Annotated in this window: 11 protein-coding genes; 10 read left to right on the forward strand and 1 reads right to left on the reverse strand. The window is 57.2% G+C overall.

What is annotated here, in order from left to right; translation table 11 throughout:
• Both NQZ67_RS09630 and NQZ67_RS09635 read left to right on the forward strand, forming a co-directional pair.
• A complete protein-coding gene (locus tag NQZ67_RS09630; protein ID WP_257444966.1) occupies window positions 1-858 on the forward strand; it encodes an AraC family transcriptional regulator in 858 nt (285 codons plus the stop codon).
• A 44-nt stretch (window positions 859-902) separates the two neighbouring features.
• The gene (locus NQZ67_RS09635) at window positions 903-1,817 is read left to right on the forward strand and encodes an aldo/keto reductase (protein WP_257444967.1); all 915 of its coding nucleotides are present in this window, start codon (window positions 903-905) and stop codon (window positions 1,815-1,817) included.
• A gap of 145 nt (window positions 1,818-1,962) precedes the next feature.
• Here NQZ67_RS09635 and NQZ67_RS09640 read toward each other — a convergent pair whose 3' ends face one another.
• Window positions 1,963-2,421, reverse strand: a complete 459-nt coding sequence (locus NQZ67_RS09640) for an Lrp/AsnC family transcriptional regulator (protein ID WP_257444968.1) — start codon at window positions 2,419-2,421, stop codon at window positions 1,963-1,965.
• A 300-nt stretch (window positions 2,422-2,721) separates the two neighbouring features.
• Between NQZ67_RS09640 and NQZ67_RS09645 the strand changes: the two genes are divergently transcribed.
• The 8 genes from NQZ67_RS09645 to NQZ67_RS09680 all read left to right on the forward strand — a co-directional run bounded on the left by NQZ67_RS09645 (window position 2,722) and on the right by NQZ67_RS09680 (window position 13,036).
• Window positions 2,722-4,107 carry an amidohydrolase family protein gene (locus tag NQZ67_RS09645; protein ID WP_257444969.1) on the forward strand — a complete coding sequence of 462 codons (1,386 nt, stop codon included), beginning with the start codon at window positions 2,722-2,724 and terminating at the stop codon, window positions 4,105-4,107.
• 27 nt (window positions 4,108-4,134) lie between these two features.
• Window positions 4,135-5,304, forward strand: a complete 1,170-nt coding sequence (locus NQZ67_RS09650) for an ABC transporter permease (protein ID WP_257444971.1) — start codon at window positions 4,135-4,137, stop codon at window positions 5,302-5,304.
• Complete coding sequence (locus NQZ67_RS09655; RefSeq protein ID WP_257444972.1) at window positions 5,301-6,239, forward strand: ABC transporter permease; 939 nt, start codon at window positions 5,301-5,303, stop codon at window positions 6,237-6,239. The genes NQZ67_RS09650 and NQZ67_RS09655 overlap by 4 nt, the downstream gene beginning before the upstream one ends.
• A gap of 15 nt (window positions 6,240-6,254) precedes the next feature.
• A complete protein-coding gene (locus NQZ67_RS09660) occupies window positions 6,255-7,790 on the forward strand; it encodes an ABC transporter ATP-binding protein (RefSeq protein WP_257444974.1) in 1,536 nt (511 codons plus the stop codon).
• A gap of 24 nt (window positions 7,791-7,814) precedes the next feature.
• A complete protein-coding gene (locus tag NQZ67_RS09665; RefSeq protein ID WP_257444975.1) occupies window positions 7,815-8,825 on the forward strand; it encodes a BMP family protein in 1,011 nt (336 codons plus the stop codon).
• A 53-nt stretch (window positions 8,826-8,878) separates the two neighbouring features.
• Window positions 8,879-9,877 (forward strand): Rieske 2Fe-2S domain-containing protein, encoded by a 999-nt coding sequence (locus NQZ67_RS09670; protein ID WP_257444976.1) that lies wholly within the window; start codon window positions 8,879-8,881, stop codon window positions 9,875-9,877.
• A gap of 196 nt (window positions 9,878-10,073) precedes the next feature.
• Window positions 10,074-11,651 (forward strand): sensor domain-containing diguanylate cyclase, encoded by a 1,578-nt coding sequence (locus NQZ67_RS09675; protein ID WP_257444977.1) that lies wholly within the window; start codon window positions 10,074-10,076, stop codon window positions 11,649-11,651.
• A 122-nt stretch (window positions 11,652-11,773) separates the two neighbouring features.
• A complete protein-coding gene (locus NQZ67_RS09680) occupies window positions 11,774-13,036 on the forward strand; it encodes an ATP-binding protein (RefSeq protein WP_257444978.1) in 1,263 nt (420 codons plus the stop codon).
• The last annotated feature ends 11 nt before the right edge of the window (window positions 13,037-13,047 follow it).

Below are 13,047 nucleotides of genomic sequence, written 5' to 3' on the forward strand. Positions count from 1 at the left end.
ATGAACCGGATCGATGAACGGAACGATACCCATACAACGCTTCAGGATATGCTCTTGACCATGCAGGTGCAGATCGAAGAAGCGCATCTCACGCAAGTGCGTTCCGATTGGCGGGACATCGATTATTGCCCGTCGTATAACAAGCTGTATTTCGTATTGGAAGGGGAAGGCTGGCTGAAGATCGGAGATCTTGAGCTATACCCCGTGCCCGGGCAGCTCATTCTTATGCCGGCCCACGTCACGCAATCGTATTCGGCGCTTCCGGATAAGCAGCCGTTTCTCAAATATTGGTGCCACTTCAGAGCCGTCGCCGGAGGGAGCGACATCTTCCAATGGCTGGACGTGCCGTACTGCTACGACGGATTACCGCGTCCCGACGTGGAGCGGCTGTTCGGCCAAATGGTAGACGCGCACCGGAGCGCTACGTTCGCCTCCAGGCTGAAGGAGCAGTCGCTGCTGCTGCATCTGCTCTCCGATATGCTGGAAGGACTCCCGCTGCAGGCGCAGAAAGGACAGTCGCACGAGATGGAGAGGCTGACGCTGATTCAGCAGTTCGTGGATCGTCATCTTCATAAAGACCTGACGCTGGAGGAGATGGCGGACGTGGCGCATCTGCATCCGAATTATTTCAGCAAATATTTCAAAAAGCACTTCGGCATGCCCCCTCTGAAATACGTCAGCCGCAAGAAGATGGACCGGGCCAAGCTGCTTCTGAAGACGACGAACCAAAGCGTCAAGGAAATCGCGATCGCGACCGGCTTCGAGGAGGCCAATTATTTCTCCAAGACGTTCCGCCGGGAAGTCGGATACAGTCCAACGGAATATAGAGTGGGCGTGCAGCGGACAAAAGGTATATAATGGGAGGCATGCAGCACATTACCGGACAGGAAGGGGAGCAGGTTATGAAGTATAGAAGATTGGGCAGTACGGGGCTGGACGTATCGGTTGTCGGCATCGGCACCTGGCAGTTCGGCGGCGAATGGGGCAGGGAATACACGCAGGCGGAGGCCGACGCGATTCTGGATAAGGGGTACGAGCTCGGCATCAATCTCATCGACACGGCGGAATGCTACGGCGATCACTTGTCGGAGAGGCTTATCGGCGATTACCTCAGCCGCAGAAGCCGCGAGGATTGGGTCGTAGCGACGAAGTTCGGCCATCGCTTCCACGACTTGTTCACGCGCACGGACTCGTTCGACGCCGCGGGCGTGGTCGCCCAGCTCGACGCTTCCTTGAAGGCGCTGAAGACGGACTACATAGACCTGTATCAATTCCACTCCGGACCGGATGCAGCGTTCGATAACGACGAGCTGTGGACGACGCTTGACAAGCAGGTGCAGGCGGGTAAAATCCGCTTCCTCGGCACGTCGATCGGCAGCAACGATAATTTGCACCAGACCGAGGCGTCGACGAAGGTCGGTTCGCGCGCGATCCAGGTCGTCTATAATAGGCTGGAACGTCAGCCGGAGGAGAGGGTATTCCCTTCCTGCGAGGAGCAAAATTTAGGCGTGCTGGCGCGCGTTCCGCTGGCGAGCGGGTACTTAAGCGGGAAATATAAGCCGGGAGCGGTATTCGCGGGCAATGACGTGCGCCATCGCCACGATGCGGAGGCGACCCGCCTGAAGCTCGAAGAAGTCGAGCGCATCGCGCGGGAGGAAGTGCCGGCGGGCGTGGACATGGCGAGCTGGGCGCTGGCTTGGTGCCTGAAGCATCCGGCCGTCACGACGGTCATTCCGGGCTGCAAGGATCCCGCTCAGGTCGAGGCTAACGCCCGGGCTGCGGAGCTTGTCGTGGAGCCTCATCCGCAGGACGTGTAGGAGGCGGATGAGGGGGCGAGCTGCCGATAACGCGGCCTCATGATTCAAGCTCGCTATATCATATTAAGAGGCGCCCTGCACAGGGCGCCTCTTGTTATTCGGGGGATCGTTAGCAGATCGATGCTAAGGCGTTGAGCGCCCTGCGCTACAACTCCAGCCCCGTGCCTTGCTTGAAGCGTTTGATCACCATGTGCGTGTTGACGTTCACGATTCCTTCGAGCACGTAAATTTTTTTGAACAGGAAATGCTCCAGCGCATCCTCGTCCTTCAACAGAGCATGCATATGCAGCGTGCTCGGCCCCGTCATCTGATAAATACTAATAACCTCAGGCTCTTCCGACAACAGATTGCCGGCTTGCTCCACGAACCTTGGCTCCACTTCCACTTCGAAAAACGCCGAAATGTATTTTCCCAGCTTCGTCGAATTCAGACGGACGGTGAAGTTCTCGATAATGCCGTTCTCCAGCATGGCATCAACCCGCTTCTGGATCGCGACGCGCGATAAATTCAGCTGTTCGCCGATCTTCGCGTAAGACATTCTCCCGTTGTCGTGCAGCAAGCGAATAATTTCCTGATCCGTTTCGTCCATATGGGGCAAAAACATAAGACCGCGCTCCTTTTACCGAAATTTCGCAACGATATATTACTTGGACTTCATGTGAGCTATAGGTTTCGAATTATCTTGAAAATACCAATAAATCATATCATTCGTAACTGGAATCGTCTATATATGAAGTATATTGATCCGAAAGTTATGATTATTGCTTTACATATGGATTGACGCTTCGGAAAATCCACTCTATAATCATGTCAACAAAAGTAACATAAGTAAAGCTTATTGGTTGCTTGGACATCGATTTCGAGAAAATTATTACAATAATCTTACATTCGGGGTGAGAGCGGAGTGGCGAAGACGCTTATTTACAACGGCACGGTAGTTACGATGAACGATGCCATGCAGGTAATTCCTGGCGGATACGTATTCATTGCCGGCGATCGGATCGCGGAGGTGGGCGAATGGCCGGCAGGCGAAGCGGGGGAGAGGCTCTTATCCGAAGCGGATGACGTCATCGACGCGCGGGGCAAAGCCGTTATTCCTGGATTGATTAACGGGCATACGCATCTGTTCCAGACGTTCATCCGGGGCGTCTCGGACGATCTTCCGCTCGCGCAGTGGCTGAGGCAAATCATTTGGCCGGCTTCACTCGCGATGGAAGAGGAGGATTTCTACTTGGCGGCAATGATCGGCTGCATCGAGAACTTGAAGTCCGGCGCTACCTTCATCATGGATCACCACTACGTTCATACCCATCCGGGGAACGATGACGGTGTGCTTCGCGCTATGGCGGAATGCGGCATTCGGGGCGTTATGGCAAGGGGCGGAGTGGATCTCAGCTACGAGCCGAGGCTCAGCGAATCCATTCCTCGCATATTCGCGAACACGGATCGTCTTCTCGATCAATGGCAAGGGGCCGCGGAAGGGCGGATCGGCATCGCGATGGGGCCGCTGAACCTATACGGCTGCTCGGAGCCTTTCTTGAAGCTGTCGGCGAAGTACAGCGAGAAGAACGGCCTTATTACGCACATTCATGTAGCGGAGACCAGAGAGCAGATCGATAACACGCTGCAGCGGTTCGGTCTGCGCAATTTGGAGCTGGTGGAAGCCGTCGGCCTCCTCGGCCCTATGACGCAAATCGTTCACGGCGTCTGGCTAAGCGACGACGAGCTGGAGCTCATTAAACGGTCCGGAGCGACAGTTGTCCATTGTCCCGTATCGAACATGTATCTCGCCTCCGGCATCGCCAGGGTTCCGGAAATGCTGGAGAGGGGCATTAACGTGGCGCTGGGGACGGACGGCCCAGGGAGCAATAACTGCCAAGACAATCTGGAGGTGCTTAAATTCACGGCCTGCCTGCACAAAGTCAATCAACTGGATGCCACTCTCCTTTCTCCGATGGAAGTCATCCGGATGGGGACGAGAGGCGGGGCGCAGGCGATGGGGCGCGGCCATGATCTGGGCAGTCTGGAGCCCGGGAAAAAAGCGGACGTCGTCATAGTCGATCTGCAGAAGCCGCATATCGCACCCGTGCATCGGGTGAGCTCGGCCATTGTGTACAATGCCAATGGCAACGACGTTGATACGGTGCTGGTCGACGGGCGCGCGGTCGTGCGGCAGGGCAAGTGCACGCTGGTTGACGAGGAAGAGACGATCAGAAGGGCGCAGTCAAGGGTGGATGCGCTGCGGAGCAAGCTTTCGGCGGCGTATCCCGCATTCGGCGCGGTGGAATAAATCGCGGCGGGAAAGGAGGATGGACGTATGGCTCAAGAGATGCGCGCGACAATCCATGAATCGCTGGAGCGCAAATTAAATGTTTTGACGGATATCGTATTCTATGCCGGATCCGTCGCGATTGCTTTGCTTGCCGGGGGGCTTGTCATGCTGGTAGCGGGCGTATCGCCGATCGAGGCCTACAAGCTGATATGGGACGGAGCCGTCGGGGATGCGAACGGGTTCAAAGAAACGCTCGTCAAAGCGACGCCGCTGCTATTCGCGGGTCTATGCTACACGTTCGCCTATCGATGCGGCCTGTTCAACATCGGCGCGGAAGGACAGCTGTACGTCGGCGCTTTGGCGGGGACGGTGGCGGCCCTGTATGTACCCGGACTGCCATGGTATGTTCACCTGCCGGTCTGCATCCTTGCCGGATGCGCGGGCGGAGCGATTTGGGCGGGCATAGCCGGTTTCCTTAAGGTAGGCAGGGGAGCCAGTGAAATCATCAACACGATCATGCTCAACTACGTCGCTATTTACTTGGTTAGCTACATGGTAACGGGGCCGATGAAGGAGCCGGGCGGCACGCTGCCCCAGACGGCGCGCCTGCCGGATTCGGCCTTGCTCGGCAAGCTGTTCGATTCCAGGCTGCATTACGGATTTCTGCTCGCCGTCGCGGCGGCGATTCTTCTGTATTTCATCCTTCACCGTACCGTATGGGGATACGAAATTCGTGCCGTAGGGCTGAATAAGCAAGCGGCGAAGGTTATGGGCATACCGGTGAACCGAAACGTCCTGCTGGTCATGATGCTGAGCGGGGCAATCGCGGGGATCGGGGGCTACGCGGAAATCGCGGGCGTACAGAACCGGCTGTTCCAAAACTTCTCGCCTGGCTTCGGTTACGACGGAATCGCGGTCGCGCTGGTCGGGGGAGCCCATCCTCTCGGAAATATCGGCTCCGCTATCCTGTTCGGCGGCTTGCGAAGCGGGGCTAACGCCATGCAGAGGATGACGGGAACGTCAACTTCGCTTGTTTACGTCATTCAAGCCACCATTATTATATTGGTCGTGTGCAACCGTTATTGGTTCGGAGGCTTGAAGAAGCGCATCATCGCGAGCCTGACGGCCAGGGTGGTCGGGCGGCGGAGCGACGCGCGGCCGGAGGAGAACGTCGCGGTCGTGCTCGGCATCGGCGAGAGGGAGGGACGGTCATGAACGAAGAAGTCGTGGTCAGCTTCCTGGCGGCGGCCATCCGCCTCTCGGTTCCGCTGCTCCTCGCGGGAATCGGCATTCTGTTTATGTCGCGAAGCGGAATTCTGAATATCGGCATGGAAGGCATGGTGCTGATGGGGGCGCTTGCGGGAGTCGTCGGCGCGCATTATTACGGGAGCATGGAAGCCGGTCTGCTGGCATCGGTTCTCGCGGGGGCATTCATCGGCCTTGTCTTCGCCTTTCTTGTTGTGACGACGGGCGCCGACCAGGTCGTCATCGGCACGGCGATTAATCTGCTCGGGCTCGGCCTGACGACCGTATTCGGCAGAAGCCTGCTCGGCATGGGGCAGGAAGCGGTGCAAGCAGAGGGCATTCCGGTTATTCCGATTCCGATTCTGGCCGACATCCCGTACGTAGGGGAAGCGTTGTTTCATCAAAATTTGCTTGCCTACGCTTCATTTCTGCTAGTGCCTGCGGCTGCCCTTTTATTTTACAAGACGAACTGGGGACTGCAGGTCAGAGCCGTCGGGGAGCATCCGCTGGCGGCGGATACGCTTGGAATCCGGGTGCACAAGACGAGGTACGCCTGCTGCGTCATCGGCGGCATGCTGGCGGGAATAGCGGGCTGCTCGCTGTCGCTCGGCATCCTGAATCAGTTTACGGAGAACATGGCGGCAGGCAGGGGGTTCATCGCGTTATCCGCGGTTATCTTCGGCAAATGGACGCCAGGCGGGACGATGGCCGCATCGCTGCTCTTCGGAGGAGCCGACGCCTTGCAGCTCCGCTTCCAATCGTTCGGCATACAGATCCCCTATCAGTTCATGCTCATGTTTCCTTATCTCCTGACGATGATCGCGCTGGCCTGGTTCTCGGGCAAGGGCAAACAGCCTGCCGCTACGGCTGTTCCGTACAAGAGCTTATCGAATAGAAGCGAATAAACGGGAGGGAATGCTATGGAAACGGAGATTATTCTGGAGACGCTCGAATTGGTGAAACGCTTCGGCAGCTTCACGGCCAATGACCGGCTGAGCCTCGCCTTCCGCAAAGGGGAAATTCATGCCCTGCTCGGCGAGAACGGCGCGGGCAAAAGCACGCTGATGAACATGCTATCCGGCATGCTGTCGCCCGATGAGGGGCAAATCTTATTCCGCGGGCGGCCCGTTGCGTTCGCTTCTCCTCGGGAGGCGGCGCGGGAGGGGATCGGGATGGTGCATCAGCACTTCATGCTGATTCCCGCGCTTACGGTGGCGGAGAATGTCGCTCTCGGCATGAAGCAGGGACGGAGCCCGTTCTTCGGGTATAAGAGGGCGTGCGCGGCCATAAGGGAGCTGTCCGACCGGTTCGGTCTCGACGTCGATCCGGAGAAACGAGTGAGCAGCCTGTCCGTCGGACAGCAGCAGCGGGTAGAAATTATGAAGACGCTGTTCAGAGGGGCGGATTTCATTATTCTCGACGAGCCCACCGCGGTGCTTACGCCGCCGGAGGTAAAGGAGCTGTTCCGGGTGCTTCGGACGCTGAAGGAAAACGGGAAGACGATTGTCTTTATCAGCCATAAGCTCAAGGAAATAAGGGAGATATGCGATCGCGTATCCGTGCTGAGACTCGGCAAGCTGATCGGGACAACCGACCAGGCGGATACGACTTCCGCCGATCTGGCGAGAATGATGATCGGTCGAGACATTCAAGCGCCGATTAGGCGGACTAGAGAGTCCGGCGGGAGGGTTCGTTTCGAGGCGAGAGGGCTTCACGCTTCGGAGAATGGAGTCCGGCTGCTGAAAAACATTTCCTTCGGAATCCGGGAAGGAGAAATTCTCGGAATTGCGGGTGTGGACGGCAACGGCCAGCGGGAGCTGAGCGAAGCGCTTCTCGGATTGTTGCCGATGCAGGCGGGCTCAGTCCTGCTGGACGGGGAGGAGCTCGGCCGCCGTCATCCCCGGAGGATGACGGCGCTAGGCGTCGCCTATATCCCGGAAGACCGGCAGAAGGATGGGCTCGTTCTGCAGATGAGCATCGAAGAGAATTTGATCGCCAAGGAGTACCGAAGCGCTCCGTTCAGCAGAGGGGGCATCGTGAACAAACGCAAGGTGAAGCTGAACGCGGAAGAGCAGATCCGCAAGTTTTCGGTGAAGGCGCCAGGGCCGGGCGCGCCTGTAGGACGCTTGTCGGGGGGCAATCAGCAGAAGGTCATTCTTGCGAGGGAGCTCATGCTGAATCCCGGCGTCATGATCGCCATGCAGCCGACGAGAGGGATGGACGTCGGGGCGGCGGAAAACGTGCACCGAAGAATGCTGGAAGCCCGCGATAGAGGTTGCTCCGTGCTGCTCATCTCTACCGAGCTGGAAGAAATCATGACGCTCTCCGATCGCATTGCGGTGTTGTACAAGGGCGAGCTGCTGGATACGATGGACCGGGAGGAAGCGGAGCTGGACCGGATCGGCATGCTCATGGCCGGCGCTCTTCCGAATGCCGCTGAAGCTATTATTCATTAAATATAAATAATAGGAGGGTTTAGGATGAGGAAAGTTCAGGTAGTCAAAGGTTTGGCGGTTCTATGCATGGGTATGGCTCTCAGTATGGCGGCCGCGTGCGCCAATGCGGGCGGGGCCGATTCCGGCGGCGATGCGGCGGAACCGCTGAAGGTCGCTCTGCTGACTCCGGGGCCGATTAACGACAACGGCTGGAACGCGACGGCATACGCGGGGCTTACGCTCATCCAGGAAGAGCTCGGCGCCGAAACGGCGTATTCGGAGAAGGTCGGCAATTCGGACGCGGCCGAATTCATTCGCGGCTATGCGGAGGACGGGTACGACGTCATTATCGGACATGGCTTCGAATACGGCGACGTCATGAAGGAAATCGCGCCCGACTTCGAGGACACGTGGTTCCTGGTCAACAGCTCGACGTTATCGCAGGAGCCGAATCTCGCTTCCCTAAGCCTCAACAACAGCGAGCAAGGCTATTTGATGGGTTCGATTGCGGCGCTCATGTCCCAGACGGGCAAGGTGGCGGCGATCGGCGGCTCCGAAATTCCGCCGATTACGAAATCGGTTCAAGGGTTCGAGCTGGGTGCGAAGGAAACGGTGCCTTCCATTGAAGTGCTGACAACGATGCTAGGAGGAGACAGCGACGTGGCGAAGGCCAAGGAAACGGCGATTTCCTTCATCGAAGAAGGCGCGGACGTGGTGATGACGAACGCGAACCAGGCGGGACTTGGCGGAATCGAGGCAGCGAAGCAGAAAGGCGTGCTTGCGATCGGCTCCAACCAGGATCAGAACCCGAATGCGCCGGATACGGTCGTAACAAGCGTCATCCAGGACTATCCGCAGGCGATGAAGGTCGTCGTCGAACGGATCTCGAAGGGGGAAATGAAGGCGGAGTCGCAGCTGCTTGGCGTCAAGGAAGGCGCGATTTATTTGGCTCCGTTCCACGGATTCGAGGACAAGATCCCACAGGAGACAAAAGACAAGATCGAAGCGATCGTCGCTTCGCTGATGGATGGCGTGAAAGTGATCAGCAACGAATAGCTACGGGTCGATCGCGTCCGACCCGCAATCGATACCGAAGGAGAGTGGAAGCAATGTCGACAGAAGCGCTGAAGGATGCCGTGCTCGAGAACGAATGGCATCCCGTGTATATCGCAAGCGAGCTGAAGGATAAGCCCGCCTCGGTTACCATACTGGGCGAGAGGGTGGCGGTATTCCGCACCGCGAAAGGCAGCGTGAACGCCTTGCGGGATCTGTGCGTCCATCGCGGCGCGATGTTGTCCAAAGGCCATGTGGAGGGTGAGACGCTGGTCTGTCCGTATCACGGGTGGAAATATGACGGTAGCGGCGCCTGCGTCTGCATCCCGGCACAAGCGAAGACCGATAAGATTCCGCTTCGGGCAAGGGCGGTCAAGTATCATTGCGTCGAGAAATACGGCCTTGTTTGGGTGTGCATCGGCGAGCCAGCCTCCGAGCTCCCCGATTTCGAGGAGTTCGAGAACCCGGCATTCCGTCCGCTGCCATGCGGTCCCTATACGGTGCGAGCGGCCGGGACGCGCGTCATCGAGAACTTCACCGATTTCGCCCATCTGATGTTCGTTCACGGCGGGCTGCTGGGGCATCCCGACTACGCGGAGCTGCCCGACTTCAAAGTATTCAAGGAGAAAGATCGCGTCTACACGAGCGACGTTCCGATCTTCCAGCCGGTTGCCCACTCGGGATCGGAGGCGAGAGAGGGTACGACGTACGTGTACGTGAAGGAAGTGTTTCGTCCGTTGGCCGCTCGGCTGTCGAAGAGGGATGCGGCTACGGGGCAGACGTTGTGGATTCTTCTGACCGTACTGCCGGTAGCGGAGAAGGAATGTATCGTCTACATGGCTGTCTCGCGAAATTACGGCTTCGATGTGCCGGACGAACAGTTCATTGCGTTCCAAAATACCGTGTTCGAGCAGGATGCATGGATTATCGAGACGCTGAAGCCGGAGCTGCTGCCGCTTGATCTGCAGCTGGAGTTGAATCACAAGGCCGATATTTTGTCCGTGGCGTACAGGCGCTGGCTTATCGAGCTGGGCGTGAAGACGGGCACAACTTGAACGATTGGGAACGCGGAGCAGCTCCGCGTTCTTTTTTACATCTTCCAATTGCCCTATAAATCAACTATAATACTGCTGAATTGTATTGCTTCGACAGGAGTCGACAACTGGGGCTTTTAGGAGGATTAGGGCTATCAAGCTACGGACATTTTTTTCACTATCGTTTGCCGGATTAATTATTATCGTCATCGCTTCGATGGGCGTCCTGATCAGCCAGCGGACAAGCTCCGAGCTGAAGAAGGAGATCGGGGGCAATCTGGCGGGCCTTGCCTTCCAGTTGTCAGATAAGTTGGATCACTATATGTGGTCCCGCTATAACGAAATCTTGCTGCTCAGCGGCTTGGAAGCATTCCGCGATCCCGGGCGCGTGGGTGAGGCGCAGAAGCTGTTGAACGAGCTTAGCGAAGACATTCCGTCGTTCTCGTGGGTAGGCTTGACGGACGGGGCGGGGAGCGTAAAGGCGTCGACGGGGGAGATACTGGTCGGAACGAGCATCGCCGAACGACCCGTGTTTATGGAAGCGCTTGAAAAGCCGTTCATCGGGGACGTGCACGATGCGGTGCTGCTTGCTAAGCTGCTGCCCAACCCGACCGGCGAGCCGTTGAAATTCGTGGATATAAGCGCCCCTCTCTATGATGATGCCGGGAATTTCACGGGCGTGCTGGCCGCGCATCTCAGCTGGCAATGGTCGAAGGAGATTCGCGATACCGTATTCCAATCGCTGCAAGGAAACGATGCTCACGCCATCGAAGCGTTCGTGATCAGCGCGAAGGATAACACGGTGCTGCTCGGTCCGGAGGAGTGGATCGGCAAGCAGCTTCAGCTGGAAGGGGGCGAGGAACGAAGCGCGGCGGGAGATTGGACGGTGCAGGAGTGGCCGGACGGCAGCTCCTATTTAACGGGCTTCGCGCTTGGTTCGGGCTATCAGAATTATCCGGGATTAGGCTGGAAGGTCGTCGTCAGGCAGCCGGCCGGGGTCGCGTTCGCTTCGGTCGACAGCTTGGTTGTGGACATTGCGCTGCTCGGCGTTCTGCTGACCGTAGTATTCGCGGCTCTAGGCTGGATCCTTGCGGGCCGGGTGTCCGGTCCTTTATCCCGCATTTCCGCGGCGGCCGATCGCTTGAGATTCGGCGAGAAGACGGAGATTCCGCTGGCCAAAGGCATCAAGGATATCGAGGTGCTCTCGAGCTCGCTTCGGGGGCTGGTCGTCGCGCTGACCGAAACGGAGTCCGAGCTGGAACGGATGGAAGACCAGGCGCATCGGGACAAGCTGACGGGGCTGCTCAACCGCGTATCGCTCGAGTCGAGCGTCGCGAAGGCGATCCAGCAAGCGGAGGAGAACGACGGAGGGCTGGCTTTTCTCTATCTGGATTTGGACGGGTTTAAGGGAGTCAACGACACGCTCGGTCATGCAGCCGGGGACGAGCTTCTCCGTCAGGTTGCGCAGCGGCTTACGGATGGCGTTCGCGGACATGATCTCGTATTCCGGATGGGAGGCGATGAATTTGTCGTCATCCTGTCGCTTCCGGCCAGAGGGGCGCTGCTGGAGGCCAAAGAAATCGCGAGCCGGCTGCTCGCGAGCCTGCGCAAAGCCTACGAGCTGGAGGGAGGAGGCGCGAGCATCGGCTGCAGCATAGGAGGGGCGATGTGGCCCGATCACGGCAGAGATCCGGAGCTGCTGCTCAGGCTGGCCGACGAAGCGTTATACGAATCGAAGAGCAAAGGCAAGAATAGAATGACGTTCACCGACCCGGTCAAACCGGTTCGCTCCTAAGCGAGACGCCTTCGGGCGTCTTTTTGTTTTTTCATCGATTTTCCTCATACAAAACTAGCATTTATGCTATATTGTACATGTTGTGTTCGCCAACAGGACGGGAACATCGCGGGAGGGAAAAGGTGCAGATCGTCAAGGATTTTCTGCTGAATGTGCTTATCGTTTCGTTGCCGTTTATACTCTATCCTTATCTCTACCGGCTCAAAGAGAGGCGGATGGTCTATCGCACGCTGCTTGCTATCCTATTTGCCGTATCTATTATTGTGACCATGTGTTTTCCGGTTGGCTTGAACGGCATCAATTACGATCTGCGCTCCGTTCCGCTCGCGGTAGGCTCTTTATACGGCGGAGGCTGGGTAGCGCTGGCGTTATTCGGGACGCTCGTGCTCGGGCGGGAGCTGCTCGGGTTCCCGGACACGGGCTGGTATCTGCTCGCCATGATTCCGACGTATTGCTGCGCCTTGCTGGCGATTCGATGCTTCAGAACAACATCCGTAAGGTGGAAGATAGGAATCGCGTTTATTATGTGCTCGCTGATTAAGCTGATTACGCTTCCTCTGTATTACGCCTTTACGGACAGCCCCCTTAATGTATTCGGCGATCCGCTTGCGATGATGTTTTTGTATCTTTTTCAAGGCGTGCTGGCCGGTCTATTCGTATATATGATTGAATTTCTGAACAACTACTACCAGATGCAGGAGGAGGTTGTCAGAAGTGAGAAGATGCGGCTTGTCAGCGAAATGGCCGCTTCGGTCGCCCACGAGATCCGAAATCCCCTGACGGCGGTAAGAGGATTCATCCACCTGCTCGGCGCTCCCGGAGTCAACGAGGAGAAACGGATATTTTACAGGGATATTTGCTTCACGGAGCTGGAACGCGCGGAGCTTATTATTTCGGACTACTTATCGCTCGCGCGAACGGACCCGGAGACGGTCGAGACGATAGACGTCAACGCCGAGGTCAATTATTTGACCAATATTTTGCTGACGTACGCCAATCTGAATAATATCAAGCTGCTTGCCGAGCTGCCTGATTCGGCACCCCTGCATACGAGAGGGGATCGAATCAAATTCAGGCAGGCCTTAATCAATATAGGCAAAAACGCGATCGAAGCGATGCCGGACGGCGGAACGTTGGAGCTTCGCGCGGAAAGACGCTTTAATAAAGCGGTGCTGCACATTACTGACACGGGCTGCGGCATGACGCCGGCTCAGGTGAGTCGTCTCGGGACGCCGTTCTATTCCACGAAGGAGAAGGGAACGGGCCTCGGCACGATGATTTCGTTCAGCATTATCAAGAAGATGGAGGGCAAGATCGAGGTGAAGAGCGAGGAAGGGAAAGGGACGAAGTTTACGCTTGTACTGCCTGAGGCCAAGGCGGAATGAAAAAAGGATTG

Source organism: Paenibacillus soyae (assembly GCF_024623455.1).
GTDB classification, from domain to species: Bacteria; Bacillota; Bacilli; order Paenibacillales; family Paenibacillaceae; genus Pristimantibacillus; species Pristimantibacillus soyae.

Coding starts and splice junctions, on each gene's coding strand:
- NQZ67_RS09630 (WP_257444966.1), top strand. CDS start 1: ATGAACCGGATCGATGAACGGAACGATACCCATACAACGCTTCAGGAT.
- NQZ67_RS09640 (WP_257444968.1), bottom strand. CDS start 2,421: ATGTTTTTGCCCCATATGGACGAAACGGATCAGGAAATTATTCGCTTG.
- NQZ67_RS09635 (WP_257444967.1), top strand. CDS start 903: ATGAAGTATAGAAGATTGGGCAGTACGGGGCTGGACGTATCGGTTGTC.
- NQZ67_RS09665 (WP_257444975.1), top strand. CDS start 7,815: ATGAGGAAAGTTCAGGTAGTCAAAGGTTTGGCGGTTCTATGCATGGGT.
- NQZ67_RS09670 (WP_257444976.1), top strand. CDS start 8,879: ATGTCGACAGAAGCGCTGAAGGATGCCGTGCTCGAGAACGAATGGCAT.
- NQZ67_RS09660 (WP_257444974.1), top strand. CDS start 6,255: ATGGAAACGGAGATTATTCTGGAGACGCTCGAATTGGTGAAACGCTTC.
- NQZ67_RS09675 (WP_257444977.1), top strand. CDS start 10,074: ATGGGCGTCCTGATCAGCCAGCGGACAAGCTCCGAGCTGAAGAAGGAG.
- NQZ67_RS09650 (WP_257444971.1), top strand. CDS start 4,135: ATGGCTCAAGAGATGCGCGCGACAATCCATGAATCGCTGGAGCGCAAA.
- NQZ67_RS09655 (WP_257444972.1), top strand. CDS start 5,301: ATGAACGAAGAAGTCGTGGTCAGCTTCCTGGCGGCGGCCATCCGCCTC.